The organism is Micromonospora globbae (assembly GCF_036184225.1).
GTDB lineage: Bacteria > Actinomycetota > Actinomycetes > Mycobacteriales > Micromonosporaceae > Micromonospora > Micromonospora globbae.
The window spans coordinates 4,320,533-4,346,506 of the sequence record NZ_CP108084.1 but is presented as its reverse complement, the minus strand read 5'-3'; the positions used below and the strand labels follow the sequence as shown (position 1 = coordinate 4,346,506).

General features: G+C 72.9%; 25 protein-coding genes. 13 read left to right on the top strand and 12 right to left on the bottom strand.

Features of this window, described 5'->3' with window-relative positions:
* Positions 1 to 66: 66 nt before the first annotated feature.
* Entirely contained in the window at positions 67 to 2,007 is a 1,941-nt protein-coding gene (locus OG994_RS19405) for an FG-GAP-like repeat-containing protein (RefSeq protein ID WP_328850537.1), read from the bottom strand.
* Positions 2,008 to 2,219: 212 nt separating this feature from the next.
* Between OG994_RS19405 and OG994_RS19400 the strand changes: the two genes are divergently transcribed.
* From OG994_RS19400 to OG994_RS19380, 5 genes are all read left to right on the top strand, one after another.
* Positions 2,220 to 2,747: a PadR family transcriptional regulator gene (locus OG994_RS19400; RefSeq protein WP_120330025.1), complete on the top strand. Its 528-nt coding sequence runs from the start codon at positions 2,220 to 2,222 to the stop codon at positions 2,745 to 2,747.
* On the top strand, positions 2,744 to 3,415 hold the full coding sequence (locus tag OG994_RS19395) for an ABC transporter ATP-binding protein (protein WP_328850536.1): 672 nt from the start codon (positions 2,744 to 2,746) through the stop codon (positions 3,413 to 3,415). The genes OG994_RS19400 and OG994_RS19395 overlap by 4 nt, the downstream gene beginning before the upstream one ends.
* Positions 3,412 to 5,610 (top strand): FtsX-like permease family protein, encoded by a 2,199-nt coding sequence (locus OG994_RS19390; protein WP_328850535.1) that lies wholly within the window; start codon positions 3,412 to 3,414, stop codon positions 5,608 to 5,610. The genes OG994_RS19395 and OG994_RS19390 overlap by 4 nt, the downstream gene beginning before the upstream one ends.
* A 155-nt stretch (positions 5,611 to 5,765) precedes the next feature.
* Complete coding sequence (locus tag OG994_RS19385) at positions 5,766 to 6,035, top strand: hypothetical protein (protein WP_328850534.1); 270 nt, start codon at positions 5,766 to 5,768, stop codon at positions 6,033 to 6,035.
* 67 nt (positions 6,036 to 6,102) lie between these two features.
* Positions 6,103 to 6,699 carry a class IV adenylate cyclase gene (locus OG994_RS19380; RefSeq protein ID WP_328850533.1) on the top strand — a complete coding sequence of 199 codons (597 nt, stop codon included), beginning with the start codon at positions 6,103 to 6,105 and terminating at the stop codon, positions 6,697 to 6,699.
* Between the two features lie 104 nt (positions 6,700 to 6,803).
* Here the strand turns inward: OG994_RS19380 and OG994_RS19375 are convergent, their stop codons facing one another.
* Positions 6,804 to 7,679: a phosphotransferase family protein gene (locus tag OG994_RS19375; protein WP_328853751.1), complete on the bottom strand. Its 876-nt coding sequence runs from the start codon at positions 7,677 to 7,679 to the stop codon at positions 6,804 to 6,806.
* A gap of 23 nt (positions 7,680 to 7,702) precedes the next feature.
* Positions 7,703 to 9,151 (bottom strand): helix-turn-helix domain-containing protein, encoded by a 1,449-nt coding sequence (locus tag OG994_RS19370; protein ID WP_328850532.1) that lies wholly within the window; start codon positions 9,149 to 9,151, stop codon positions 7,703 to 7,705.
* A gap of 186 nt (positions 9,152 to 9,337) precedes the next feature.
* Here OG994_RS19370 and OG994_RS19365 point away from each other — a divergent pair, with 186 nt between their 5' ends.
* The 5 genes from OG994_RS19365 to OG994_RS19345 all read left to right on the top strand — a co-directional run bounded on the left by OG994_RS19365 (position 9,338) and on the right by OG994_RS19345 (position 12,341).
* Complete coding sequence (locus OG994_RS19365; RefSeq protein ID WP_328850531.1) at positions 9,338 to 9,808, top strand: glycine-rich domain-containing protein; 471 nt, start codon at positions 9,338 to 9,340, stop codon at positions 9,806 to 9,808.
* A gap of 62 nt (positions 9,809 to 9,870) precedes the next feature.
* The gene (locus OG994_RS19360) at positions 9,871 to 10,680 is read left to right on the top strand and encodes a hypothetical protein (protein WP_328850530.1); all 810 of its coding nucleotides are present in this window, start codon (positions 9,871 to 9,873) and stop codon (positions 10,678 to 10,680) included.
* A gap of 271 nt (positions 10,681 to 10,951) precedes the next feature.
* Positions 10,952 to 11,215, top strand: a complete 264-nt coding sequence (locus tag OG994_RS19355) for a DivIVA domain-containing protein (protein ID WP_120330018.1) — start codon at positions 10,952 to 10,954, stop codon at positions 11,213 to 11,215.
* Positions 11,203 to 11,475 carry a hypothetical protein gene (locus tag OG994_RS19350; protein WP_328850529.1) on the top strand — a complete coding sequence of 91 codons (273 nt, stop codon included), beginning with the start codon at positions 11,203 to 11,205 and terminating at the stop codon, positions 11,473 to 11,475. The genes OG994_RS19355 and OG994_RS19350 overlap by 13 nt, the downstream gene beginning before the upstream one ends.
* A gap of 176 nt (positions 11,476 to 11,651) precedes the next feature.
* On the top strand, positions 11,652 to 12,341 hold the full coding sequence (locus OG994_RS19345) for an 8-oxoguanine DNA glycosylase OGG fold protein (RefSeq protein ID WP_328850528.1): 690 nt from the start codon (positions 11,652 to 11,654) through the stop codon (positions 12,339 to 12,341).
* A 109-nt stretch (positions 12,342 to 12,450) separates the two neighbouring features.
* Here the strand turns inward: OG994_RS19345 and OG994_RS19340 are convergent, their stop codons facing one another.
* From OG994_RS19340 to OG994_RS19325, 4 genes are all read right to left on the bottom strand, one after another.
* Positions 12,451 to 13,362, bottom strand: coding sequence for a hypothetical protein (locus OG994_RS19340; RefSeq protein WP_328850527.1), 912 nt, complete (start codon positions 13,360 to 13,362; stop codon positions 12,451 to 12,453).
* Complete coding sequence (locus OG994_RS19335) at positions 13,359 to 13,712, bottom strand: PadR family transcriptional regulator (protein WP_328850526.1); 354 nt, start codon at positions 13,710 to 13,712, stop codon at positions 13,359 to 13,361. Before OG994_RS19335 ends, OG994_RS19340 begins: the two co-directional genes overlap by 4 nt.
* Positions 13,713 to 13,772: 60 nt before the next feature.
* Positions 13,773 to 14,093 carry a GYD domain-containing protein gene (locus OG994_RS19330; protein ID WP_120330014.1) on the bottom strand — a complete coding sequence of 107 codons (321 nt, stop codon included), beginning with the start codon at positions 14,091 to 14,093 and terminating at the stop codon, positions 13,773 to 13,775.
* A 66-nt stretch (positions 14,094 to 14,159) separates the two neighbouring features.
* Positions 14,160 to 14,381 (bottom strand): hypothetical protein, encoded by a 222-nt coding sequence (locus tag OG994_RS19325; RefSeq protein ID WP_120330013.1) that lies wholly within the window; start codon positions 14,379 to 14,381, stop codon positions 14,160 to 14,162.
* A 333-nt stretch (positions 14,382 to 14,714) separates the two neighbouring features.
* Between OG994_RS19325 and OG994_RS19320 the strand changes: the two genes are divergently transcribed.
* Positions 14,715 to 16,040 carry an AAA family ATPase gene (locus OG994_RS19320; RefSeq protein WP_328850525.1) on the top strand — a complete coding sequence of 442 codons (1,326 nt, stop codon included), beginning with the start codon at positions 14,715 to 14,717 and terminating at the stop codon, positions 16,038 to 16,040.
* 25 nt (positions 16,041 to 16,065) lie between these two features.
* Here the strand turns inward: OG994_RS19320 and OG994_RS19315 are convergent, their stop codons facing one another.
* From OG994_RS19315 to OG994_RS19305, 3 genes are all read right to left on the bottom strand, one after another.
* Positions 16,066 to 16,605 carry a hypothetical protein gene (locus tag OG994_RS19315; protein WP_328850524.1) on the bottom strand — a complete coding sequence of 180 codons (540 nt, stop codon included), beginning with the start codon at positions 16,603 to 16,605 and terminating at the stop codon, positions 16,066 to 16,068.
* A 46-nt stretch (positions 16,606 to 16,651) separates the two neighbouring features.
* On the bottom strand, positions 16,652 to 17,809 hold the full coding sequence (locus OG994_RS19310) for a low temperature requirement protein A (RefSeq protein WP_328850523.1): 1,158 nt from the start codon (positions 17,807 to 17,809) through the stop codon (positions 16,652 to 16,654).
* Positions 17,810 to 17,929: 120 nt separating this feature from the next.
* A complete protein-coding gene (locus OG994_RS19305; protein WP_328850522.1) occupies positions 17,930 to 19,777 on the bottom strand; it encodes a DUF6194 family protein in 1,848 nt (615 codons plus the stop codon).
* Between the two features lie 101 nt (positions 19,778 to 19,878).
* Between OG994_RS19305 and OG994_RS19300 the strand changes: the two genes are divergently transcribed.
* Positions 19,879 to 20,571 (top strand): TioE family transcriptional regulator, encoded by a 693-nt coding sequence (locus tag OG994_RS19300; protein ID WP_204985236.1) that lies wholly within the window; start codon positions 19,879 to 19,881, stop codon positions 20,569 to 20,571.
* A 146-nt stretch (positions 20,572 to 20,717) separates the two neighbouring features.
* The gene (locus OG994_RS19295; protein WP_328850521.1) at positions 20,718 to 23,999 is read left to right on the top strand and encodes an ATP-binding protein; all 3,282 of its coding nucleotides are present in this window, start codon (positions 20,718 to 20,720) and stop codon (positions 23,997 to 23,999) included.
* Between the two features lie 91 nt (positions 24,000 to 24,090).
* Here OG994_RS19295 and OG994_RS19290 read toward each other — a convergent pair whose 3' ends face one another.
* Positions 24,091 to 24,945, bottom strand: coding sequence for an ABC transporter permease (locus OG994_RS19290; RefSeq protein WP_120330009.1), 855 nt, complete (start codon positions 24,943 to 24,945; stop codon positions 24,091 to 24,093).
* Positions 24,942 to 25,955, bottom strand: a complete 1,014-nt coding sequence (locus tag OG994_RS19285; RefSeq protein ID WP_120330008.1) for an ATP-binding cassette domain-containing protein — start codon at positions 25,953 to 25,955, stop codon at positions 24,942 to 24,944. Before OG994_RS19285 ends, OG994_RS19290 begins: the two co-directional genes overlap by 4 nt.
* Between the last annotated feature and the right edge of the window lie 19 nt (positions 25,956 to 25,974).

Below are 25,974 nucleotides of genomic sequence, written 5' to 3'. Positions count from 1 at the left end.
GAGACGGGGGACGGGTGGTGCCGGCGGATCCCGTTGCGCCGGCACCACCCGTCGTCGAGGGAGCCGCTACGCCCCCGGGACCACGACGAGGCCGTTGTTGTAGTCGGCGAGTAGCACGTCCTTGTGTCCGTCGTTGTCGATGTCCCCGACGGCGAGGCCCTGGTGGCCGTAGTGCGAGGCGTAGTAGGGGTTGTGGCCCAACTGTTCCCGGCCCAGCCGCCCGTCCGGGCGCTGGAGCAGGACGCCCACCGCGTACCAGCCGCCGTGGGCCACCACCACGTCCAGCCGCCCGTCGCCGTCCATGTCCTCGAGGACGACCGGCTCCGGCATGTCGTACGCCACGTAGACCTGCCAGGCGCCGAGGGTGCCGTCCGCCTGGTGGGTCAGCACGGAGACCCGCGGGTCGGGCATGTTGCCCGTGACGGTGACGACCACGTCGGCCCGGCCGTCGCCGGTCACGTCGCCGGCTGCGAACGACTGCGCGGAGATCTCCTGCCCCTCGGGCACGGGGATCCCGGCGGGCGCGGCGAAGGTGCGTGCCGCGGTCTGCTCGACGACGACGACCCGGCGACCGTCGAGGCGTACGAGGTCCAGTCCGGGACCGCCGGTCACGTCGGCGATGCCCAGGAGCGGGGCGGAGGTCGGCGTGGGCACCGACGTCGGCGGCGCGAACTCGCCCGGCCCGGTGCCGTAGCGCACCAGCACCGACTCGTTGGTGGTCGCCACCAGGTCGAGCCGGCCGTCGCGGTCGAGGTCGACCACCCGGAGGTCCCCGAGGGCCGCGCCGAACGGCAACGCCACCGGCGCGGACAGCCCGCCGCCGGCCTGCCGGTACAGGTCCAGGCCGTCGCCGGAGGCGACCAGCAGTTCGTCGCGCCCGTCGCCGTCGAGGTCGGCGATGACCGGCACCATGCTCCCGCCCGTCGGCACGCTCGTGGCGTACCGGACGGGCGCGGCGAGCCGGTGCTCGGGCAGTTGGACGAACAGGTACACCGAGTGGTTGAGGTCACCGGCGTCCGCCTCGTCCCGGGTGGTGAGGACGACGTCGGTGAGCCCGTCGCCGGTGAGGTCGCCGGCCGCGACGGCCGTCTCGTCCGAGCCCACGCGGGCCGCCTCGGCCGGGCCGAAGGACACCTCGCCGTACGCCGGGTCGACGTGCACGGTCAGGTCGTCCGACGCGCTGGCGCCGTACTCGGGATCGCCGCCGGTGCCCTCGAAGCGGGCGTAGTAGGTCGCCGTGCTGGTCGTCGGGGTGACGACCAGGGCGGCGTACCCCTGCCAGGCGTTGGTCTGGCCGACGACCTCGTTGCCGGACAGGAAGAGCACCTTGCCGCGTAGTTCGGCGCCGTCGGCGGTGGTGACCCGTGCGGACAGCGCCACCTTCTGGCCCTGTTCGGAGCGGACCGGGTCGGCGGCGATCGTGGTGGTGGTCGCCGTGCCGGTGTAGCCGGCCGCGGACGCGAACGGCCCGGCCGCGCCGCTCGCCGTCACCGCGCGCACCTTGTACTGGTAGTAGTACGTGTCCGACCGCTCGGTCTCGCGGAACGAGGTGCCGGTGGTCGTGGTGATGAGGGTGTCGCCGTCCATCACGTGGTGGCGGTAGACCTCGTAGCGGGCGGCGCCGTCCACCGGTTCCCAGGCCAGGTCCATGACGGACGGTGTGCCGGTGAGTCGCAGGCCGCCGGGCGCCGGCAGAACCGGGTCGGTGGTGGCGCTGGCCTGTGGAGAGTGGCCGGAGAGCTTGTTCCGGTTCTCCGCCTGGATCACGTAGTAGTAGGTGGTGGCCGGGGCGAGCCCGGAGTCGAGGAACTCGAGGCCGGTGCTGCGGCCGACCTGGGTGTAGGGGCCGCTCGACCCGGTGGAGCGTGAGATCCGGTACGCGCTCGCCTGCGGCGCCGCCTGCCAGGTGACCCGGATCTGCGTGGACGAGACGGCCGTGGCGCTGGTGGCCGGCGGTGGTTCGACCGCCGGGGCGGCCTGGGCGGGTGTCGTCGCCAGCTGGGTCATGGCGACGAGTGCTGCCACGAGGGCGGCGCCGACCCTCCGTCGCTGGGTAGGTGCGTGCGCTGCCAAGCGTCCTCCATCCCCGTTGAAGATCATCCTCTGGTACGGCGTCGGGAGGGTTCTCCGCGTCACGCCCACGGCCACCGAGCGACCGGTCGGGTCAATGTACGCCGGAGGTATATACGCGAGGTATACATCGGGAGTATGGTGGCCGCATGAGCGTTCCCATGACCCTCCTCGGCCTGCTCGAACGCGAGCCCAGCCACGGCTACGACCTCAAGCGCGACTACGACACGTTCTTCAGCAGGGGCAAGCCGCTGCCGTTCGGTCAGGTCTACGCGACGCTCGGCCGCCTCGCCCGCGACGGGAAGATCGTGGTCGGCGAGGTGGAGCCCGGCGTCGGGCCCGAGCGCAAGCGCTACGTCATCACCGAACGCGGCGCCACCGAGGTCGAGTCGTGGCTCACCGAGCCCGTCGAGGCCGAACCCAACCTCCAGACGGTCCTGTTCACCAAGGTGGTGCTGGCGCTCATGCTGGGCCGGCCCGCCGAGGAGTACCTCGACGTCCAGCGCGCCACGCACCTGCGCCGCATGCAGGAACTCACCGAGATCAAGCGCAGCGGCAACCTCGTCGACACGATGCTCGCCGACCACGGCCTGTTCCACCTGGAGGCCGACCTGCACTGGATCGACACCACGGTCGCCCGGCTGGACGCCCTCCGCACCATGGTGGCGCAGCGATGACGGCCATCGAGGCGCGCGACGTCGCCCTGTCCTTCGGCGAGACCCCGGCACTGCGCGGCGCGAGCGTCTCCGTGGCCTCCGGCGAGATCGTCGCCGTGATGGGCCCGAGCGGCTCCGGCAAGTCCACCCTGCTGCACTGCCTGGCCGGGATCCTCGTGCCGGACTCCGGCGAGATCCACTTCGAGGGCCGCCGGATCGACACCCTCAGCGAGACCGAGCGCAGCGCCCTGCGTCGCGACCGGTTCGGGTTCGTGTTCCAGTTCGGCCAGCTCGTACCCGAGCTGACCGCGGAGGAGAACGTGGCCCTGCCGCTGCTGCTCTCCGGCGTCAAGCGGGGCGCCGCCCTCGCGCAGGCCCGACCCTGGTTCGACCGGCTCGGGCTGACCGGGCTGGGACGGCGCCGGTCCGGTGAGCTGTCCGGCGGGCAGGCGCAGCGGGTCGCGCTGGCCCGCGGCCTGGTGGCCCGGCCCGGCGTGCTGTTCGCCGACGAGCCGACCGGGGCGCTGGACTCGCTGACCGGCGAGCAGGTCATGGAACTGCTGGTCACCTCGGCCCGCGAGCAGGGCACCACCGTCGTGCTCGTCACCCACGACGCCCGCGTCGCCGCGTACGCCGACCGGCAGGTCATCGTGCGCGACGGCAAGGTGAACGCGCTGGTGCACTCATGATCCGCTTCGCGCTGCGGCTCTCCCTGGCGGGCGGCCGGGAGGCCGCCACCCGGCTCGTCATCATCGCCACCGCCGTGGCGCTCGGCGTCGGCATGCTCCTCACCACCCTCGCCGGCATGAACGCCGTCGGCGCCCAGAACCAGCGGTACGCCTGGCTGAACAGCTCCGCGGCGCCGGCCTCCCCGGACGCCTCCGCCGACGCACTGTGGTGGCTCATCCGCGAGGACTACCACCACGGCGACCTGATCGGCCGGATCGACGTCGCCGCGACCGGCCCGGACGCACCCCTGCCCCCGGGCGTCCCACGCCTGCCCGGCCCGGGCGAGTACTACGTCTCACCCGCCCTCGGCGAACGGCTGCACCGCACGCCGGCGGCGGAACTCGGCGACCGCTTCCCCGGCCGCGAGATCGGCACGATCGGCCGAGAGGCCCTGCCGTCCCCCGACTCCCTGCTGATTCTCGTCGGCCGCGCCCCGGCCGAGCTGGAACCGCTGGGCGCCCAACGGGTCACGCGGATCATGACCACCTCGCCGAGCGACTGCCCCAACGGCTGCTACCTCGGCTTCAACGAGGACGCCATGACCCTCACGCTGTCCGTCGTCGCCGCCGCGTTGCTCTTCCCCGTGCTCATCTTCATCGGTACGGCCACCCGGCTGGCCGCCACCCGCCGCGAACAGCGGTTCGCCGCCATGCGGCTGGTCGGCGCCACGCCGCGACAGATCGCCCTCATCTCGGCCGTCGAGTCGGCCCTCGCCGCCGCCGTGGGCACGGCCGTCGGGTTCGGACTGTTCTTCGCCCTCCGGCCCGGGCTCGCCACGATCCCGTTCACCGGCGAGCGGTTCTACGCCAGCGACCTCGCGCTCACCGCCGTGGACGCCCTCGTCGTCGCGTTCGGCATCCCGCTCGGCGCCGTCGTGGCCGCCTGGCTGGCGCTGCGCCGCGTGCAGATCTCCCCGCTGGGCGTGAGCCGGCGCGTCACGCCCAGGCCGCCCCGCACCTGGCGGCTCATCCCACTGGTGGTCGGCCTCGCCGAACTCGCGTACGTCATCGGGCGGCGCCCCGACACGACCAACGGGCAGCTCACCGCGTACCTCTCGGGGTTCCTGCTGATGCTCGTCGGGCTCGTGCTGGCGGGCCCGTGGCTGACCATGATGGGAGCCCGGCTGCTGGCCGGGCGGGCGAGCCGGCCCGCGGCGCTCATCGCCGGACGGCGCCTCGCCGACAACCCGCAGGCCGGCTTCCGGTCCGTCAGCGGCCTCATCGTGGCGTTGTTCGTGACCAGCGTGGCGACCGGCACGATCACCACGTTCGTCGCCAACCGCACCGCGCCGAACCCCGCCTCGGTGGCCGCCACGTCCCTGTCGAAGACGTTCTGGCCGGAGGACGGGCCCCCGCCGACCGCGGACCAGATCCCGGTCGGGCTCGCCGCCATCCCCGGGGTGCGCAGCGTGACGGTGGTGCGCACCAACCCCGACAGGGACGGATGGCAGGGCCTCGTCACCTGCGCCGAACTGGCACGCCTGGAGGTGTTCGGCGGCTGCCCCGCCGGCGCGCAGGTCGCCGAGGTGCCCGCCAACCTGATCGGCATGAGCGCCGCCGACCTCGCCGACGGCGACCACGTCTGGGAGGCCGCCGGCATCACCGCCGCCGACATCGACCGGCAGCCGATCCTGTCGGTCGTCGTCAACACCACCAGCCACGCCGCGCTGGAACAGGCCCGGACGATGCTCGTCACGGCATTTCCGCAGGGACGCTTCCCGGCCAGCGACGCCGAATGGCAGGCCAGCTCGGCGCGCCAGCTGGTGCAGTTCCAGCAACTGGCCAACGTGGTCATGCTGGCCAGCCTGCCCATCGCGGGATGCAGCCTCGCCGTGAGCGTCGCCGGCGGGTTGAGCGACCGGAAACGGCCGTTCAGCATGCTGCGGCTCACCGGCGTACGGCTGCGCACGCTGCGCGGGGTGGTCGCGCTGGAGACCGTCGTGCCGCTGCTGGTCGTCGCCGCGGTGGCCATCGGGATGGGATTCCTGGCCGCGCACCTGTTCCTGCGGGCGCAACTGGAGTACACGCTCATGGCGCCGAAGCCGTCGTTCTACCTGATGGTGGTCGGCGGGCTGGCGGTGTCGCTGGCGATCATCGGTGCGACGCTGCCGCTGCTGCGGCGCATTACCGGCCCGGAGACAGCCCGCAACGAGTGATTGCCGATCGGCGTGGACGGGCCCGGCGCCGCCGGGCCCGTCCGCCTGCGCCGGCGTCGCGGGGCTCGTCCGCCCGCCCCCTACCGTGGTACGAGGGCGAGGATGCTACCGGCGAGTGACGCCGGTGCCGGCGCTCCCCGCCTAGCCTCACCGCCATGAAGAAGATCCTCATGGGTTTCGGAGTGCTGCTCGGGCTGTACCTGATCGGCCGCGCCGCCGCCGAGCCGTTCGTCATCGACATGACCGATCCCGCCAGCTACCGGCACGACTGGGGCGGCCCGAGCCTGATCGGCGTCCTGGCGGTCCACTGCGGGCCGGGCATCATCTCCGCGCTGCTGATCGGGCGGGGGGTGCGCTCGTGGTGGCGGCGCCGGACAACGCCGGAGGTCGGCGTGTCCCGGCCGGGGGTTTCCTCCGCTCGGTAGAGCAGGGGCGAGCGGAGCGGATCGCGGCACGGGTGTCTGCCGGGATTCACATCGCGGCTGTGGTTGAGTGGGCCGGTACCTGACCGCTCTGGCGCATGGGGATGCGATGGCCGACGCCGTTCGAGAGATCGAGGTCAAATATCGGGTGGTCGATCCTGTCTCGCTGGTCCGTGCGCTCAACGATCGCGGATGCGTGCTCTCCGAGCCGATCCGACAGGACGACCAGGCGTACGCGGCGAACGGCTGGAGCTACGGGCAGAGCAAGGTCGGTCAGGCGTTCGCGCGGCTGCGGACCGAGAACGGACGGCACACCTTCTGTGTGAAGAAGCCCCACGACAACGAGCTGGCCTGCGCCGAGCACGAAACCGAGGTGCTCGCTCGGGACGAGATGCACGCGGCAATCCTGGCCATGGGCTTCTACCCGACCACCCGGATCGTCAAGACCCGACGGACAGCCCGTCTGGGCCGGATGATGCTCTGCCTCGACGAGGTCGAAGGGCTGGGCACGTTCTTCGAAATCGAGGCGATGGTGAGCGGTGACCGGCCGGCGTGCGAGGTGCAGCAGGAACTGGATGCCTTCGCTCGTTCCCTCGGTGTGGAGCTGGAGCGGAGCACCGAGACCTACGACTCGCTGCTCCGGGCGGTTCTGTCCGTCAAGCACTGACGGTTCAGCGGTTCCAGGAGCCGACGTGCGCGGTGGTGTTACGGCGGTGGAACAGCGACGCCTCGGCGTGGCCAGGGGTCTCGGAGGAGCTCCTGACGTCGGCGCTAGCCGCCGATTTCAGCAAACGGCTTCCAACGGGCGTGTTGGTGATTTTCTCGCACCGAATGAAGGCGGGCAGCGAACTCCGCCCTGACGCCAGCGGAACTTCGGAGCCGCGGGACGGCTGCGGCAATCATCTTCAGTTCCCGCGCATCGCGAAGCAGAGGCCAGTCCGGATCTGTGGTGACGTCGTACCCGTATGCTTCGGCCAGCGTGGCGTGCGCTCCGCGCTGGCCGAAACGCACCTCGCCGACCGCCACCGCGACCAGGTCTACTTGCCATGGGCCAAGGCATGTGGCGTCGAAGTCGCACAGCACTACCCGACCGGCCGCATTCCGCAACAGGTTGCTCACGTGAGCGTCGCCATGGATGATTCCCGAGCCGGCCCGCTGCTGTAGGGCAGCTACCGGCGCCTCTAGCCGGTCGCACCAGTCGAGCAGAAACTGCCGGTCGCTGTCGCTCAGCTCCTCCGCGTCGGCGAGGCGCGATCGTGCGTCCCCGACCGGATCCCAAGCTGGCAAGCGCTCTGGCAGAGGACCGAGGCTGTGGAACTCTCGCAGGACAGGCCCGAGTTCCTCCACCGTCGGGGCTGGCGCAACCGGGGGGATGTAGCTCCAGATCGAGGCAAGGAGAGTTCCGGCCCGCACCGGCTGGGTGACATTCGGCGCGAGCCGGATGGTCGGCGCGTCGACCTGTTCGAACCATCGCCCGAGCTCGACCACCTTGTAGACACGATTCGTAAGCCGATGTGACCTGGCGATGCGGATGACCATGCCAGCCGATGGCAGGGCGAAAACCGCGTTGTTGGTCAGCCCTAGTAATCGAGCATCGCCGGGGTGCACGCCGACTGCGTCGGCGGCTTCTCGCATAGCCGCCGTCATTGCCTCTTTCGAGAACCGTCCGCTCACGCTGCTCCATGGGCGTGAGCGGTGAGCCGGCGCTCGAAGTCGACCACTTCCGGGAGGCCGCGGTGCCGGCCGAGGTCACGACGCAGGTTGATGACCCGGTCGACGACCCGCCTGGACGTCAACGTCTGCGACTGCTGGATCACGCGGGCTCCGACGACGAGCGCCTCCTCGGGCTCGTCGGCGAGGAACAACGCGCTGCACAAGCCAACCTCGTTCAACACGGTGCTGCGGACGTTGGCAGGGCCGAATGCGGCTATCGCCTCCTGGACGTAGCGGACTGCCTCAGGCGCGTGTCTCCTGTCCTGTCGTGCCCTGTCCCGGTAAACGCGGCCGTACTGGGCGAGCAGTTCTCCCCGATCGTAGAAGCCCAACCAGTCTGGTTCGCGTTCGCTGACGATACGGTCAAACTGATCACTTGCCTTGCCGAGGATGTTCAGAGCGGACCGGTGATCTCCGAGCGCCGCGATGGACGCGGCCTCAGCGCCCCAGAGCAGGGCCTTCATCGCCGGCGTGGCTTGCGTGTCGAGCTGGGCATGGGCGAGTTGCAGTGCGGCAACGGCGTCGCGGTTGTGGCGCAGATGCTGCAATTGCTTGGCCTGGCCGTATCGGATCATTGCGGCCAGCGGCATGTCGTCAGCAGCGAGAGCCGCTCGTTCTCCAGCGGCGAAGTGTCGTTGTGCGTCCTCGTGCCTGCCGGCATCGAGGGCCGTCCAACCAGCCAGTTGCCGGGCCGCCGCGACCGCGGCTAGGAGGCGTGGAGCCAGCCCCGTCGGATGCGACCAGTCAAGCATTCGATACACAGACTCGGCGAACCGGGAGACTTCGCGGTACAGCAGGCCACCGCCCGACTCATAGTCCACGGAGCGATATAGCTCCAACACGGCGTTCAGGCGAACGACGTCCGCGGGGCCGATACGTCGCGGCCTCACCTGATCCGTTCCGTCGAGGAGCCCGGCTCCCGCGGCAACAGCGGCGATACCGGCCAAGAGCGCCCGCCGGCCCCTGTTGGGACCAGGGTGATTTGCGTCGTGGGTGGCGCTGCTGGCTGCCGGGTGCCTAGGTGGGCCGGTAGGTGCGAACCAGAGATGCGCGGTGGGAATGCGAAGGGCGTTTGCCCAATGGGCCAGTCGGTCAAGGTGCACGAGGGGCGGCCCGTTCTCGACGCGGCTGAGCTGCGCCTGGGTGATACCCAGCCAACCTGCCACCACAGTCTGCGGCAGCGGGCTTCGGCCGTGGTACGGGTGATGCCGGTACGCCCGGATGACCCGCCCCAGGTGCCGCTCCGCGAGCGCCTGGCGTATCGGTTCGTGCTCCCAGAACGCCGCCGGCACCACCGGCGGGCTAATCAGCCGGTCGCGCTCGGCGGTTTGGCATGGTGTGCAGCGTCCGCTGTCGTTGTCGCGCGCCAGGCGTCCGCCGCACCGCGGGCAGTTCGCACGTCTCACCGGCAACCTCGCTGTTCGCGGGTGGCTGTGTCGATGGTGCTCAGTTGAGCCTATCCATTCAAACCATTCACCGGGCGAGCGGTATACATGCCACGCATATCGACAATCCTCGCAGCGTCATGCGGTCAGCGGTCGCTCCTGAGCAGCCTGCATGAAAGGGAACGTCCCGCTGAAGGAAGGAGCAGGATGCTCACCATCGACCGGGTTAGCGGCCGGGCACTCGTCCCCGACGAACTGTTCGCCCAACTGACCGCCCGCATCGCCCACGACCATCCCGAGATGGCCACCGACATGCCAGCCAGGATCATGGACCAGGCGCTCGCCTTCCTCGCCGCCTGCGCCAACGCCACCGAACCACTCGGCCCGAGCGACCTCGTGGACATCGGCTGGCACACGTTCATCCTCCACACCCGTGAGTACGCCGACTTCTGCCAGCGGATCGCCGGCCGGTTCATCCACCACCAGCCCGACCCGCCGTCCGACGACACCGGCCCCACGGCTCCGGAGCCGCTCGGCGCGCCGATCTCCCGGACGGTCACCGCGATTCGGGCTGCCGGCTTCGCCCTCGACCAGGAGCTCTGGGGCGGGGTGACGGCCGACTGCAACTCCAAGTGCAGTCAGTGCCACGCCGGTTGCCACAACAGCCCGACGGGTTGACGCCCTCAGCGGTGGTCCCGGGCATACCCTGTCCGGGACCACCGCCTGGAAAGGGCTCGCCGATGTCGGCTCGCCGCCAATGGAACGAACTACCTGCCGGGGTGCGGCGCGCAGTCGAGCGTCAAGCGGGCGAGGTCATGCGGACCGAGTCGTTGCCGGACGGCGCGAGTTGCGAGATCGCTCTCGCGCTTCATACAAAGGCGGGCCGGATCTTCTGCAAGGGCGGCCGTACGGAGGGCCCGAAGGGTTGGCTCTACCGCAAGGAAGCCCGGATCAACCCCTTCCTGCCGGACGTCGTACCCCGCCTTCACTGGACTGTCGAGCGCGATGGCTGGCTGTTGCTCGGCTTTGAATACGCGCCGGGCCGCCACCCGCGCCTGGAGCCCGGCTCGTCGGACCTTGACACCATTGCCGACGGGCTGGCCACGCTCGCCCGCGAGCTGACGCCCTGCCCACCGGTCGACGTGCAGCCCTTCACCGAGCGGTGGCGTGGGCTCATCGCCCCCGAGATGGTCCGCGGGGAGACCCTCCTGCACACGGACATGACTCCTCGAAACTTCGTGCTCGGTGACCGGCTGCGACTGGTCGACTGGTCCGCGCCCTGCCGCGGCGCCGCCTGGATCGACACGGCCTTCATGCTGGTCCGGCTCATCCGCGCCGGGCACAGCCCCGCCGATGCCGAGCGTTGGGCAGTCCGTGTTCCTGCCTTCGCCGACGCTGACGGCAGGGCGGTCACCGAGTTTGCCGATGCCCTGGTCCGGTTGTGGACGCGGATGCAGGTCAGTGCCCCGGCAGCGCATCGCGGGCCGCTTCTCGACGCTGCCTGTGAGTGGCATGCGTATCGCCTGAGTCGGCAACCTGCCCCGATCTGACCAGCGTCGCCACCCGTGAGTGGGCCCGCGTGGCGGACGGCGTGGCGTCACCACCGTTATGCGAATGGTGCATGCTCGTCACGATTATCCCGGTATACCGGTACCCCTCTTGTGCATCCAGAGTGGTCGCATGGCCCGGGGCGGGTGCCGGGCTCCGGCGTTACTGCTTCCCCCGACAGCGGATTCGCGCCTCCCCGCTCGCCCCGGTGCCGCTCCGAGCACCCCGCGTTCAAGGGTGCGGCATCAGCGGTGCAGCAGAGGTAGGGAAGCGATGATCTACGTGACCGGTGACCGTCTCCAGGCGCACCACGTCCGGGCTGCTGCCTTCGTCATGCGGTGGCGCGGGCTCGACCCTGCCCAGGTGTACGACTACCTCGGCCGCGTGGCCGACGAACTCGACCGGCTGCGCCGGGAGCTGACCACCGCGCACACCGAGGCGGAGCGCATCCGCCAGGCGCTGCGGCAGTGGCAGTCCCGGCACCGCAACTGCCGCCACGGCGACCCCGGCGAGTCCAACGGCCGGTGGCCTCGGTGAGCGCGCCCCGTTGGGTCATCCACCTGCCCACCACGCTGACGAGCCTCGGCGAGGCCGTCGCGCTCACCGTCGCCCTTCGCGACTCCCTCGGCCACGTCACCGCCATCGATTTCGGCGAGGCCACCCTCAGTGAGGAGGACCGCCAGTTCCTGCGTACCCGGATCTGGTGTGACGTCAGGCTCGACGGCGGCTACCGCTGCCGGCGCCGCGCCGATCACGGCGGCCCGTGCAGCACCACGGCCGAGGACCTGCCCCGCTAGCCATCCCGGGGATGATCGACACGACCTACTGGCCGGCTCCGCGCTCTCCGTCGGGCCGGCCTCGCGGTTGATACCGCGATATCCCGTTCCCGGGACGGCGCTACGGCTGGGCGCGGGCGAGGCTTCGGGACAGCGGCCGGGGACGGGGCCCGGGCCGCATGGAACGAGGAGGCGCCATGACCCAGCGGCCCGACCGCGCGCTGCCCGGCGAGGTCTCACCGATCACCGTCCACATCGACCGATGGCGTACGGCGCTGCCGCCGGACGCCTGGCCGGATGGCTTCCCCGACAGCGGACTCCTGTGGCGGCGGGACGTCTTCGCGGTCGCGCAGGCGTGGCACGCCGGGCGGGCCAGCGTGCGGCAACTGCTGGTCGCGGTGCTGATGTGGGGGTACGGCCCGATCGGGTACGGCCCGTGGCGCACCGTCCGCGCGCTGGAGGGCGACCCGGACGGCAAGCGCCTGGCGTACGCGCTGGAGGGCCTGCGCGCACCGGTGCGGGACGAGGAGGCGCTGCGGACCGCCTACCAGCGGCTGCGCGACCCGAAGGAGTCGCGGCTGCCCCGGCTCGGGCCGGCGCTGTTCACGAAGCTGCTCTACTTCGCCGGCTACCGCCGGGCGGCCGCCGGGGGTGCCTCCGGGCCAGGCACGACGGCACTCGGCGACGGCCAGCTGCAACCCCTCATCCTCGACCCCGCCGTGGCGCGCCAACTGCCGGCGGAGGCGGGCGTACGGCGCGGCACCGAGTGGCTCCCGGCGGAGTGGCTCGCCTACCTGCATTGGGCGGCGGACCAAGCCCGGCGGCGGGGTGTCGAGCCGGACGAGGTGGAGATGGCAGTGTCCCAGGGCCGGTTCACCCACGACTGATGGCCACCACGCGGACGCCGCTGAGGACGGCTGGGCCCTGCCACTTCCGGTGCGCCCGCACCGGTCCCGCCGCTCCCCGGGGAGAGGGAGCGGCGGGGATGGCCCGGCGTCACATCCGGGCGTGGCGGCGGCTCGTGACGGTCGCGGCGGCGAGCGTCGCGGCCAGGAGCGCCGCGAGGGTGGCGATGGGAGCGGCGGAGACACGCAGGTCGTGCGCTGCCGATGCGGTGTGGAGAAGGTGGTAGCTGATGCGGGCGGAGGCGGGGATGAGGAGCAGGGCGAACGCGGCGATCGGTGCTCGCGTGTCGATCGGTGCGGCCAGGAGCGCCACCGCGGCGAACGCGTAGAGGGACATGGTGCGGGCGTCTGACCAGTCGTTGAGCGGGCTGGGGGTGAAGGCGACGATCGCCAGCACGGTGGGAACGAGCCAGACCCACGGCCGCGTCACTCGGGTGCGGGGTGCCCTCAGCAGCGCCAGCAGGGCGAGCGCGGCCAGCAGGACGGGCCACAGTCGGGAGTCGTCCGCGTTGCGGACGATGTCGGCCGGCCACGTCCCGGCGGAGACGCCGGCGTGCACGTGCTGCGCGCCCACGGTCACCACGGCCGCCACGAACGCCACGCGGTAGGCGCCCCAGGCGGTCGCGAGGAGCGCCACGGCGAGGGCCGCCGCGATGGCGACGCCCCACACGTCGACGATCCCGGCGGGCGCGCCGTACCCGATCTGGGCCAGGTCGGCGACCGGCGCCACGGCGGCCAGCGTCAGGCCGTACACGAGCAGGGCCAGGGCGGACAGCCGCAGCGCGGAGTGGCGCAGCGCCACGGGGGAGCGGAGCCGGTCGGCGCCGGTGCGGGCGCGAAGGCCGCCCACCACGAGCGACGCGGCTTCCCGCAGGCTCGGCCGTCGCTGGTGCTCGTCGGCCGTCGCGAGCAGGGTCTCCAGCATCTCGTCGAGGCGGTACTCACGGTAGGGGCGGGGGTAGATGTTCAGGAGCCAGCGGTAGCGGCGCTCAAGGTCGTTCACGCCGGCACCGTCCGGACCATCGCCGCCGACCGGGGCTCCCGGTCACGCACGACCCGGGCCGCCGCGGCCATCCGCTCCGCCTCGGCGTGCAGTGCCGCCCGGCCGCGGTCGGTCAGCTCGTACGTGCGGCGGTGCCGGCCGTTGATCACGGACTCGCCCGCCACCTGCACCATCTCCTCGCCGGTGAGCCGGTCGAGCGCGGCGTAGAGGGTGCCCGTGGTCAGGCGTACGCGCCCGCCGGACAGCTCCTGCGCCCGCTTGACGATGGCGTAACCGTGCAGCGGCTCGTCCTGAAGGGCGGCGAGGATGAAGTAGGTGGGCTCCCGCATGGGCCTCACGGAGTCAGTCATGCCGTCAGCATATGACGATGACCAACCTATTGGTCAAGCCCCGGCGATCAAGCCCGCCGGTCACTTCCCCGGCGCCTGGTACGTCATCTGCTTCTGCACCGCCTCGTCCACCTCCTGTGGGGTCAGCAGCGGCACGACCCGCGTGTCGACGCCGCCGGCAGCCCGGATGGCGATCGCCAGCGCAACGGCCGTCTGGTGGTCCGGCAGTTCGCACACCACGTACGTGTCGTACTCACCGAGCCCGAACGACAGCGACTCCACCCGCCCGCCGGCCGCCTCGATCGCCCTGGTGGCGACCTCCGCCCGCTTGCTGCCGCCGTCCTTCACCAGGCCCTTGATCCCGTCAGGGGTGAAGGTCGACCTGAGCAGGAACTTCGCCATTCGACGCCACCTTCCACACGTTGCGGCACCCCGGGGATGCCGGATTCACGAGGCATCGGCGAAGGCTTACCGCGTCCCCTGGCGCTGGACCCGCTGGCTGCCCTCGACCTTCGCCCGGCCCTGGTCGCGCTCCGAACCGGAGGTGCCGGTCGCGGCCCGCAGGTGCCGGCGCTCCGGCGAGCGCTCCACCTCCGAGCCCTGCCGGCCCCGTGCGCCGCTGCCCGGATGCCGCCGCCCGCGCGCCGACTCGCCGCCAGGGTCATGCTTGTTCGGCTTCTGGCTACCCATGGCCGGCGCATTCCCGGTCCACCGGCGCCTAGTCATCCGGCCGAAGCGACAGCCCGTCTTGGGGTAGGAAGCGACAGCCCGAATCAGGGAGCCGGGCAGCCAGGCGACAGCCCGACCCAGGGAGGCAGGGAGCCGGCGACAGCCCGGCCGGGGACGCGGGCAGCCAGGCGGCAACGCGCGGGCAACCAGCGGCGACCCGTCCAGGATCGCGGGCAGCCAGCGGCAACCGGCCACCGCCGGCACCGGGTCCGGCGCGCGCGTGACGACGCAGACGACTCAGCTCCCCAGCGTCCGACCACCAGTCGTTAAGGTCTCCGGGAGCGGCGAGGAGAGGTGAGGCACGTGCTGACCGGGCTGGAGCTGCCGCCCGCCGTGGAGGCGGAGCGGGTGATCACCGCCGTGCTGGCCGACCTCCGGTCCGGCGACCACCGCGGCGTCGTGGTCGACTCGCCGCCGGGGGCCGGCAAGTCGACCCTCGTGGTACGCGCCGCCGTCGAGCTGGCCGAGGCCGGCGAGCCGCTCATCATCGTGGCGCAGACCAACGAGCAGGTGGACGACCTCATCGACCGGGTGGCGCGCAAGGCCCCCGAGCTGCGGATCGGCCGCCTCTCCGCCACCGACTACCGGCCGTCGGCGCGGGTCGAGGGTCACGCGAGGGTCGCCGCGAAGGTCGCGGACCTCGGCGGTCCGGCGGTCATCATCGGTACGGCCGCCAAGTGGGCCACGGTCACCGAGGGCTGCTGGCCGTGGGCGATCGTGGACGAGGCGTACCAGATGCGCTCCGACGCCCTGCTGCGCGTGGCCGGCCGCTTCGAACGGGCGCTGTTCGTGGGCGACCCCGGTCAGCTCGACCCGTTCTCCACCGTCGACACGGCACGCTGGACCGGCCTGACCTGGGACCCGATGCAGTCCGCCGTGGCGGTGCTGCTGCGGCACAACCCCGACCTCCCCGTACACCGGCTGCCGGTGTCGTGGCGGCTGCCGGCCTCCGCGGCGCCCGTCGTGGCGCGCGCCTTCTACCCGTTCACCGGGTTCCGGGCCGGCACCGGCCCCGACGACCGGACGCTGACGCTGACCGCCGCCGGCCCGGGCGACGCGCTCGACGCCGCCGTCGAGTCGGCCGCGGCGTCCGGCTGGGGGCTGTACGAGCTGCCGGAGCGGCACACCCTGCGGACCGACGGGGAGGCGGCCGAGGCGTGCGCGGCGCTCGCGGTGCGGTTGCTGGAGCGCGGCGCGGTCGCCGTCTCCGAGCAGGCCCCGCAGGGCGCGCCGGTGACCGCGGACCGGATCGCCATCGGCGCGGCGCACCGCGACCAGGCCGCGGCCATCCGCGCGCGGCTCGGCGCCGCCGCCGGCGTCACCGTCGACACCGCCAACCGGCTCCAGGGCCGGGAGTACGACGTGACGATCGTGCTGCACCCGCTGTCCGGCCGGCGGGACGCCACCGCGTTCCATCTGGAGTCGGGGCGGCTCTGCGTGCTGGCCTCCCGCCACCGGCACGCCTGCATCGTGGTGGCCCGCGACGGCATCGCCGAACTGCTCGACGCCCACCCGTCGACCGAGCCGGTGCACCTCGACGTGCCGGTGAAGTTCCCCGACGGCTGGGAGGCGAACCAGTCGATGATCGCGTACCTCAAGGAGCACGGCCTTCGCCCCTGAGGCGGGTCGGCCGGACTCCCGCCGCTCAGGACCGCCCGAGCAGCGCCGAGCCGCGGGGCAGCGGACCCACGTCGGACCGCCGGCCGGGACGCAGGGCGGCGTGGCGCTGCCCCGGACCGAGGCCGTCGCGGGCGGCGAGGGCGTCGGCGACGGCGCCGGTGGCGAAGCCGTAGACGGTCTTGTGGAGGAGGTCGACGGCGAGTTCCTCGCGTGGCCAGGTCTGTGGTGGGGCGCCGACGCCCGTCGCGTTCTCCAGGGTCTGGTCGGTGGTCAGCCGGACGACAGTGAACATCCCGGAGGCCACGGGGCCGCGGAGACCGGCCTGCGCCATGAGCGAGCGCAGCACGCCGAGGAGGGCGCCCTGGCCGAAGTGCATGGCGAGGTTGCGCCACCGGGGCTGCTCCCTCGGCGATTCCCGCATTCCGGTGAGGCGGGCCATCACCCGCGCCGGCACGTACGAGTCCGGCCGACCGGTGAACCGTTGCTCGATCTTCTCGCCCACGGTCATCACGGCCACCCCGGTCAGACCCGCCACCAGCCCCTGCCACACCGCTCGCCTCAGCATGGCGGTTCCTGTACCCGGCGGTGGGGCCGGCACACGCCGCAGCGGCTCAGTACCGTCGCCGGCCCACGCGCGGCACGGCGGCGAGGGCCAGCAGCACGCCGCTCGCGACCGCCCCGACACCGATCGGCGGCAGCCGGTGCAGGAACGGTGTCGTGGCGATCAACGCCAGCGCGCCGACCGGCAGGCGCCACAGCATCATCCGGAACAGTTCGAACGCGTACAGCGTGCGCCCGGCCAGGAAGACCACGGGGCCCGCGATCATGAGGGCCAGGCCCGCGGACGACGTCTGCTCCGTCGGGGACACGACGATCACCTCGCCGCCGGCGGCGGTGAGCACGACGCCCGCAATCATGATCAGGTGCGTGTACGCCACGACGAGGGCCTGCCGTCCCGCGTTGGTCGACCGTTCGAGCCCGGCCGCGAGGTGCTCGGCGCCGTACACGACGTAGATGCGCCACATCGCCACGGCGTTGGCGAACAGGAGGATCAGCCCGGCCGTCGTGGCGGACACGAACGTGACGTTGCGGAACTTGATGGCGGCGACCAGGAGGACCTCGCCGAGCCCGACGATGAACATCTGCCGGTAGCGCTCCGAGATGTGCTCACCGACGACCCGTAGTTCCTGCGCGCCGATGCGGCCGAGCTTCGGCACCCAGTAGCCGAACAGGCCGGCGAGGTAGTCCAGCGTGACCGCCAACGCCCAGACCGCCAGCCGGGCCGGGGCGGGCAGGAAGGCGCCGCCCAGCCACAGCACGCCGGTCGTCGAGAACCAGATGAGCACCCGCAGCGGCCGGACGCGCAGCTCGTGGCCGCGTAACGCCGTCACGAGGATGAGGCCGCGGAAGAGGTGCAGGCCGACGTACGACGCGGCGAAGACGAACCCGTGCATGCCCTCGTACGCGCGCACGCTCGCCATCGCCATGAGGTACCCGCCGAGCAGGACGCCGACGACGATGAGCTGGGTGAGCGGCTGCTCCGGGTCGTACCAGTCCGTCGTGTACGCGGTGACGGTCCACACCCACCAGACCGCGGCGAGCAGGATCATCGTCTGCAGCGCGTTCAGCCAGCTGATGTCGTTGACCAGGCGCAGGGAGAGCCGGGACAGCGCGACGATGAGCCCCAGGTCGAAGAGGAGTTCGAGATAGGAGATGCGGGGGCGGTCCTCACGTGCCCGCAGCAGCCAGCCCGACCTCTTCGGCGTCACGTATCTCCCGTTCCGTCTGGTTCCCACTGTTTCGTACCATGCGCCTCCGCGGACGCGTGAGCACTTGCGCAAGAGCGGTCACGGGCCCGGCCGGTCGTCCGCCGGCCAGGCCCGCGACGGTCAGGCGTTCGGGTGTCCACGGTCGGACCTGCGGCGGTGCCGGTCCAGTGCCCTGCCGTGCGCGTACGCGATGAGGCGCTCCACCTCGGCGAGGCTGCGCGGACCCGCGTTGAGCACCGACACCCACCCGGCGGCGCCGTAGAGGGGGTTGGGGATCACCTCGTCGAGCGCCGTGAAGTCGACCGATGTCCGGTGGTCGGCGAACCGCGCCGGCGGGTAGCCGAGGACGCGCGCGAACTCGCGCCGCCCGAGGTCCAGGTTCAGCCGGAAGACCCCCGGCCGGTGCAACCGCGACTCCTCGTCGAAGCCGGCCATGTCGCTCTCGCCGATCGTGGCGAACGGCATCCGGCGGTTCGGACCGACGTAGAAGAACCGCCAGCCCCACGCCACCTCCGGGGCTCCCGACGCCTCGTCGGCCACGACCAGGGCGACCTCGGGCAGCGTGAGGATCCGCTCGGCGAGGTCGTCGGCGGTCGGCCCGGCCGGCAGGCGGTCGGCCGCCTCCGCCGACGGGGTGGCCGCGGCGGCGTCCGCCGGGTCGAGCGGCGCCGGCCGGTCCGCCACGACGGCGACGGGCCGCGGGTCGGAAGCCGCGGCCGGCTCCGCGCCCGCCGCGCCGGGCGCGGTCACGTGCAGGATCGCGTCGCAGTGGGCGACCGTCTCCTCGTCGAGCGGGAAGTGCCCCTGCTCGGGCGTCACGTCCGTCCGGGCCCGCAGCGGTCCGGCCTGCCGCAGGCGTACGGGGTCGACCACGGCGACCCGCCCGCCCGGGGCGTGATCGCCCGCGTCGAGGGCGGCGTCCAGGGCCGCCTCGAACGTTCCGGCGGGCGGCGCGCCGAGTTTCAGGGCTCCGCTCGCCCCGAGACTGCCGACGACGACCGCGTACCGCTCGCCGAGCAGGGACGACACGATCGCCCCGGCGCTCCACCAGCGCAGGTCCATGCCGGCCAGGCGCCAGGTGCTCGGGTGCCGCTGGAGGTGCCGGTTGTGCGCGAAGACCAGGGTCGGTCCGCGGTGCGCCTCCCGGGTGCGGATGTCGAGCAGGTTCTGTGCCATGAGCGCGTCGCGGATCCCGAGCAGCCGGGAGGTGCGTACGGCCGGGGGCGCGTCCTCGGCCGCCTGCGCGTGGTAGCGCAGCAGGCCCAGCGCGGTCGCGGCGTGCACCTGCGCGCGCTGCCACTCGTCCGGGGAGGACGCGGCGACCAGGGCCGGCGCCTCCGCGTACAGGGTGGTCAGCAGGTCGTCGGCCACCGCCTCGGGCGACGCGCCGACCGACCGGGTCGCGTCCCGCAGCGCCGCCGGGTCGCTCCACCGCCCGTCGTCGCCGAGCAGGACGTCGAGGTCGGTGTCGGCGTGCCGCGTCGACGGGAGGTGGCGGGCCAGGTAGGCGTGCGCGTGGCGCAGGTACGGTCCGGGGCTGGGCGCAAAGGTCATCTCCAGTGGCGCGTCGAAGCCGTGGACGGCCACGCGCTGCGCCGGCGGGCGTCCCTCGTTGTACGCGCGCAGCCAGGTCACCAGTTCCCGGGTGGCGTCGAGGCGCTCGAGGCCGTGGCTGAAGCCGCTGGCCAGCACCACGTCCAGGCTGGCGTCGCCGCCCTGGACGTACGCGTCGACGTCGGTCGCGGCGACCCGGTCGGACTCGATCGCGACCGAGCGGAAGCCGTGCGCCACCAGCGTCTCGAGGACGCGGTTGCGCAGCCGGGGGAACGCCGGCTCGCCGTGCGTGGGCTCACCGAGGGCCAGGATCTGCGGCGGTGCGGGCAACGTCGCGAGCAGGGAGGCGACGGCGTCGTCGAGGTGGGGGTCGGCGAGGTCGTACGACGCGAGGGGTGCGGGTTCAACAGCCATGACCTTTACCGTATCGTTGAACGACCTTTTGAGACTTTTCTCGATGGCTAGCCGAGGAGCCCCTCCTGAAGCCTCAAACCGCGGAACAGCGCTACCGGCCCGTGGACCTCGCCCGCGAGCACGGCATCTCGACGCAGGCCGTGCGCAACTACGAGCGCGACGGCGTCATCCCGGCGGCCCGGCGCACCCCGAGCGGCTACCGGACGTACACCGAGGTGCACGCCGCGGCGCTCCGCGCGTACCTGGCGCTCGTGCCCGCGTACGGCTATGGGCCCGGCGCCGAGATCATGCGGGCGGCGACCCGCGGCGACGTGGAGGCCGCCCTGCGGGCGGTGGACCGCGGCCACGCGCAGCTGCTGCGGGACCGGGAGACGCTCGACGCCGTCGAGGCGGCCGTCGGGGTGCTCACCGCGGCACCGTCGGGCGAGCGTCCGGACCGGCCCGACCGCCCCCTGACCGTCGGCGCGCTCGCGCACCGGCTGGAGGTGACCCCCGCGACGCTGCGCAAGTGGGAACGGGCCGGCATCCTGACCCCGACCCGCGACCGCGTCACCCGGCAGCGCCTGTACGGCCCGGACGACGTGCGCGACGCCGAGCTGGCCCACCTGCTGCGGCGCGGCGGCTACCTGCTGGACCACATCGCGACGGTGATGCGGCAGGTACGCGCGGCCGACGGACCCGGCCCGCTCGCCGCGTCCCTCGACGGCTGGCGGCAGCGACTGGACGCCCGGGGCCGCGCCATGCTGGTCGCCGCCGCCCGCCTGGCCGACTACCTGAAGACCGCCAACCTCTGACCCGCTCCCCGTCCGCGGTGATCATGAGGTTGGCGGGGCCTCGCGTCCGACGTGTCGCCGCCAACCTCATGATCGCGGGTTCCGGACCGGCGGTCCGTCGCGTGGACCTGACCGCTGTCGGTGGTGTCCGCTACGGTCGGGGCGTCATGGATCCGCGTCACGGCCAGACCATCATCGGGCGGGAGCACCCCGCGGGCCTTCTGCGCGCCGAGCTCGATCGGGCGACCGGCAGCCACGGCGGCCTCGTGCTGGTCACGGGCGAGCCGGGCATCGGCAAGACGACGCTGGTCACGGCGGCGGCACGGGAGGCCCGGCAGCGGGGCGCGCTGGTGCTCGGCGGGGCCTGCTGGGATTCGGACAGCGCGCCCGGCTACTGGCCGTGGGTGCAGGTGCTGCGCGGCCTGCGGCGCTCCGCCGAGGACTGGGCGGTGGCGCGGCAGGCCGGCGAGCGCGCCCTCGGCGTCCTGCTCGGTGAGACGACCCTCGGCAGCCTCCCCGGCGTCGGCGCCTTCCCGGAGACCGCGCCCGCCCGGGACGACGCCGAGCGGGACACGTTCGCCCTCTACGACGCGGTGACCACCGCGCTGGTCACCGTCTCGCAGCGCCGCCCGGTCGTCGTGGTCCTCGACGACCTGCACTGGGCGGACCCCGCCTCGCTGCGGCTGCTCGAGTTCGCGGCCCAGCACACCTGGTTCGAGCGGCTGCTGCTGGTCGGCACCTACCGCGACGCCGAGGTCGAGGCCGGCGACCACCCACTGCGACCGCTGCTCGTGCCGCTGCTGGCCAAGGCGACCACGCTCACCCTCACCGGGCTGTCCCGCGACGAGGTGGGCGCGCTCATCACGCGGACGGCCGGCCGCGAGCCGGAGCCCGCCCTCGTGGACGAGGTGCACCGGCGCACCGGCGGCAACCCGTTCTTCGTCGAGCAGACCGCGCGGCTGTGGCGGGCCGGTGGCGCCGTCGAGGCCATCGCCCCGGGCGTACGGGAGGTGGTGAGCCGCCGCCTCGCGCAGCTGCCCGCGCCGGTGGTCGAGGTGCTCACCGTCGCCGCGGTGCTCGGCCGCGAGTTCCACCGGCAGGTGCTCGCCGCCTGCGTGGCGGCCCCGGTGGCGCAGGTCGACCGGCTGCTCGACCTCGCGTCGGCGGCCCGCCTCGTCCTGGCCTGGGGCGGCGGTCGGTTCTCGTTCGCCCACGACCTGGTCCGGGAGACCCTCTACGACGCGCTCGCCGACGACGACCGGCGCGCCCGGCACGCCGCCGTGGTCCGGGCGGTCGACGGTGTGGCCGACCTGGCCGACCGCCTCGTTCCCGCGGACCTGGCCCGGCACGCGTACCTCGCCGGCGCCGACCTCGACCCGGCCCGGGCCACCGAGCTGCTGCTCGCCGCGGCCCGCGACGCCGCCGGCCGGATCGCCTCCGACGAGTCGGTGGTGCACTTCCGCCGGGCCTTGGAGGTCGTCCGGGACGAGGCGCACCGCGTCCGGATCCTCACCGAGTTCGGCCAGCTGCTCCACCACTGCGGCAGCAGCCAGGAAGGGGCGCAGCGCCTTGACGAGGCCGCCACGCTGGCGCTCTCCCTGGACGACCCGGCGCTGCTGGCCCGGACGGCGCTCAGCGTCCAACGACACTTCCACGCCGCCACCCAACCCGCCGGTCGGTCGGAGGAGATCCTGCGCGAGGCGTACCGGCGGCTCATCGGCGAACCCGGCGACCTGCCGACCGTCACCCTCGTCACCGACCTGATCACGGCGACCGAGACGCTCGCCCGACGGGGTCACGACGACGAGGCGCTCACCTTCAGCCTCTGGGCACGGCACGACACCACGTGGGGCCTGGGCACGGCGGCCGACCGCGCGGCGATCACCGCCGAGATCCGGGAGGTGGCCCGCCGCACGGGCGACCGGGAGACCGAGCTGTGGGCCACCTCGCTGCGCTGGGTAGCGCTGCTCGAGGTCGGTGACCCGGGCTACCTCGCGGAGCTGACCGCCTTCGTGAACAGTGGTGCCGCCAGCGACGTGGCCCGGCACCGGATGGCCGCGGCCGTCGACGGCGGCATCATCGCCGCGTTCCGCGGGGACTTCGCGCAGGCCGACCGGCACTTCGCCGTGCTGGACGACCTCGGCGAGCAGCCGTCCGACTTCGGGTTCATGGTCCACCACATGCGCTGGGCCCGGCTGCTGCTCCAGGGGCGGTTCGACGAGATCGACGCGTTGCTCGACGGGCTCGACGCCGGCGACTACCCGTACCTGCACCTGGCCCGGGGCATCACCGCCGCCGAACGCGGCGACGGACCGGAGGCCGTACGTCGCATGGAGGCCATCGAGACGGCCGGCACGACCTACATCCGCGCGGTGTCGCCGCTCTGGCTGCGGCTACGGGCGCAGGCGGCCGCCGCCACCCGCGATCCCCGCCGGTGCGACGAGGCGCGCGAGGCGCTTGCCCCCTACCGGGGACAGTGGACGGTCGCGCTCTTCGGCTGCGACGTCAGCGGCCCGGTCGACCACTGGCTCGCGGTGCTCGACGCCGCGCAGGGACGCTGGGACGACGCCGTCGCCGGCTTCCAGGCGGCCCGCGACGCCGCCGACCGGATGGACTCGCGTCCCTGGTCGATGGTGGCCCGCGCCGCGCTCGTCGACGTGCTGGCCCGCCGCGCCGGCCCGGGCGACGCGGCCGTCGCGGAGGAGCTGCGCGTGACCACCGAGCGGGACGCGACAGCCCTCGGCATGCGCCAGGTTCTCGACCGGCTGGCCGCCGTTCCCGCGCGGGCCACGGTCGCCGTGCCGGCCGCGGTTGCCGCGCCGGCCGCGGTCGCCGTGCCGGCCGCGGTCGCCGCGCCGGCCGCCGCGCCGCCGGACACCGCGCCCGCCGAGGTGACCGCCACGACGTACGAGTTCCGTCGCGACGGCCCGGTCTGGCGGCTCGCCTACGCGGGCACCGTCGTCCACCTGCCCGACGCCAAGGGCCTGCACGACCTCGCGCTGCTGATCAGCCGGCCCGGCACCGACGTGCCGGCCGTCGAGCTGCTCGATCCGGCGGCCGGGCCGGAGCTGGTCGCCGCGCGCCGGCTCGGCGGTGACCCGGTGCTGGACGACGAGGCGAAGGCCCGCTACCGGCGGCACCTGTCCCGCCTCGACGAGGAGATCGACCGGGCGGCCGCCCGCGACGACACGGGGAAGGTGGCGGCGCTGGAGGCCGAACGGGCGGCGCTCCTCGACGAGCTGCGCGCCGCCGCCGGGCTCGCCGGGCGCAGCCGCCGCCTGGGTGACGAGGCCGAGCGGGCCCGCAAGACGGTGACCGCCCGCATCCGCGACACCCTGCGCAAGCTCGACGACCGCCACCCGGCGCTCGCCGCGCACCTGCGGGACACCGTCTCCACCGGCGGCACCTGCCGCTACCTGCCGCCCGAGCCCGTGCCCTGGCACCTCTGACGCTCCCGCACCGTCCGGCCGCGTGACGCGCCTCGAAACGGCGACGGGCGCCGCCACCGGAGGGTGGCGACGCCCGAGGGCCCGGCCGCGGTCAGCGGCGGTTGTAGCGGTACATGGTGAGCGTGCCGAAGACGACCACGAACCCGGCGCTCCACAGCAGCAGCCACATCGTGTTCGTCGGGTCCGAACTGCCGCCCATCGCCGCGCGGACCGCCGCCACCAGGTGCGTGATCGGGTTGAGCTTCACGAACGCCTGGAGCCAGCCCGGCATGGTCGACGGGTCGACGAACACATTGCTGAGGAAGGTCAGCGGGAAGAGCACCATCATGCTCACCCCCATCACCGACTTCTCGCTGCGCAGCACCAGGCCGAAGAACGTCCAGACCCAGGAGAACGCGAACGAGAAGACCACCAGCAGGCCGATGCCGGCGGCCACGCCGAGCAGGCCGCCGTCGGGCCGGAAGCCGAGCACCAGGCCGACGCTGAGGATCACCACGGCCGCCAGCACGTACCGCAGCACGTCGCCGAAGATCATGCCGACGAGGGCGGCGGGCCGCCAGACCGGCAGCGTCCGGAAGCGGTCGAAGATGCCCTTCTCGATGTCGGTGTTGAGGCCGACCCCGGTGTACATGGTGATCATCACGACGCTGGTGACCATGATGCCGGGAAGGAAGAACTGCAGGTAGTCACGGGGGCTGTCGGCGAGCGCGCCGCCGAACAGGTACGTGAACATCAGCACCATGATGATCGGGAACGCCGTCACGTCGAAGAGCTGCTCCGGCACGTGCTTGATCTTCAGCAGCGCGCGCCAGCCGAAGGTCAGCGACGCCCCCAGGGCGCTGGGCCTCGGCGGCCGCTCGCCGGGGGCGAGGACGGTCGCCAGCGCCTCGGCGGACGGTACGTAGACGGACGGCGCGCGGCCGGTCGTGGTCGCGGTGTCGCTCATCGGGCTGCCTCCAGCTGCTCGTCCCGCTCGTCGGCCGGGACGGCGGGGTGGTCGGTCAGGGCCAGGAAGACCTCGTCCAGGCTGGGCTGGCCGAGGGAGAAGTCGTCGACGACGATGCCGGCGCGGGACAGGTCGGCCAGCGCGCGGGCGGCCTGCTCGCTGGCCGCCAGGTCGCTGCCCTCCCCGCCGACGCGGGCGGTGAGCGCCAACGGGTCGGCTTCGAGCTGCACGGGCACGCCGAGGGCCGCCTGGAGCACCTTCTCCGCGTCCGGCCGCTGTGCCGCGTCGCGCAGTCGCAGGTGGACGGTGCCGGAGCCGACCGACGACTTCAGCTCGCCCGGGGTGCCCTCGGCGATCACGCGCCCGTGGTCGACCACCGCGATCCGTCCGGCGAGCTGGTCCGCCTCGTCCAGGTACTGCGTGGTCAGCAGCACGGTCGTGCCGTGCGCCACCACCGCCCGGACGATCTCCCACACCTGGTTGCGGCTGCGCGGGTCGAGGCCGGTCGTGGGCTCGTCGAGGAAGAGCAGGTCGGGCGTGTTGAGGATGCTCGCCGCGATGTCGATGCGCCGACGCATGCCGCCGGAGTACTTCTTCACCTGGCGGGTGCCCGCCTCGGTCAGGCCGAACGCGGTGAGCAGCTGGTCCGCCCGCTCCCGGGCGGCCGCCTTGCGCAGCCCGAGGAGCCGGCCCAGCAGCACCAGGTTCTCGATGCCGGTCAGGTCCTCGTCGATCGAGGCGTACTGGCCGGTGAGGCTGACGCGGGAACGGACCTTGTCGGCCTCGGCCACCACGTCGTGCCCGAAGACCCGTGCCCGGCCGCCGTCAGGGCGCAGCAGCGTCGCCAGCACCCGTACGGCGGTGGTCTTGCCGGCCCCGTTCGGCCCGAGCAGGCCGTAGACGGTGCCGGCCGGCACCTGGAGATCCATCCCGGCCAGCGCCCGGGTTTCCCCGAACGACCGGGTCAGGCCCTCGGCCTCGATGGCCAGGCCGGTCGTGCGCTTACTCATGATCCGTACCTTCCTTCTC

Bases quoted from the DNA above. Each gene is read 5' to 3' on its own strand.
- OG994_RS19405 (WP_328850537.1), bottom strand. From the start codon at position 2,007: ATGACCCAGCTGGCGACGACACCCGCCCAGGCCGCCCCGGCGGTCGAA.
- OG994_RS19400 (WP_120330025.1), top strand. From the start codon at position 2,220: ATGAGCGTTCCCATGACCCTCCTCGGCCTGCTCGAACGCGAGCCCAGC.
- OG994_RS19395 (WP_328850536.1), top strand. From the start codon at position 2,744: ATGACGGCCATCGAGGCGCGCGACGTCGCCCTGTCCTTCGGCGAGACC.
- OG994_RS19390 (WP_328850535.1), top strand. From the start codon at position 3,412: ATGATCCGCTTCGCGCTGCGGCTCTCCCTGGCGGGCGGCCGGGAGGCC.
- OG994_RS19385 (WP_328850534.1), top strand. From the start codon at position 5,766: ATGAAGAAGATCCTCATGGGTTTCGGAGTGCTGCTCGGGCTGTACCTG.
- OG994_RS19375 (WP_328853751.1), bottom strand. From the start codon at position 7,679: ATGACGGCGGCTATGCGAGAAGCCGCCGACGCAGTCGGCGTGCACCCC.
- OG994_RS19365 (WP_328850531.1), top strand. From the start codon at position 9,338: ATGCTCACCATCGACCGGGTTAGCGGCCGGGCACTCGTCCCCGACGAA.
- OG994_RS19360 (WP_328850530.1), top strand. From the start codon at position 9,871: ATGTCGGCTCGCCGCCAATGGAACGAACTACCTGCCGGGGTGCGGCGC.
- OG994_RS19355 (WP_120330018.1), top strand. From the start codon at position 10,952: ATGATCTACGTGACCGGTGACCGTCTCCAGGCGCACCACGTCCGGGCT.
- OG994_RS19345 (WP_328850528.1), top strand. From the start codon at position 11,652: ATGACCCAGCGGCCCGACCGCGCGCTGCCCGGCGAGGTCTCACCGATC.
- OG994_RS19335 (WP_328850526.1), bottom strand. From the start codon at position 13,712: ATGACTGACTCCGTGAGGCCCATGCGGGAGCCCACCTACTTCATCCTC.
- OG994_RS19330 (WP_120330014.1), bottom strand. From the start codon at position 14,093: ATGGCGAAGTTCCTGCTCAGGTCGACCTTCACCCCTGACGGGATCAAG.
- OG994_RS19325 (WP_120330013.1), bottom strand. From the start codon at position 14,381: ATGGGTAGCCAGAAGCCGAACAAGCATGACCCTGGCGGCGAGTCGGCG.
- OG994_RS19315 (WP_328850524.1), bottom strand. From the start codon at position 16,605: ATGCTGAGGCGAGCGGTGTGGCAGGGGCTGGTGGCGGGTCTGACCGGG.
- OG994_RS19305 (WP_328850522.1), bottom strand. From the start codon at position 19,777: ATGGCTGTTGAACCCGCACCCCTCGCGTCGTACGACCTCGCCGACCCC.
- OG994_RS19295 (WP_328850521.1), top strand. From the start codon at position 20,718: ATGGATCCGCGTCACGGCCAGACCATCATCGGGCGGGAGCACCCCGCG.
- OG994_RS19290 (WP_120330009.1), bottom strand. From the start codon at position 24,945: ATGAGCGACACCGCGACCACGACCGGCCGCGCGCCGTCCGTCTACGTA.
- OG994_RS19285 (WP_120330008.1), bottom strand. From the start codon at position 25,955: ATGAGTAAGCGCACGACCGGCCTGGCCATCGAGGCCGAGGGCCTGACC.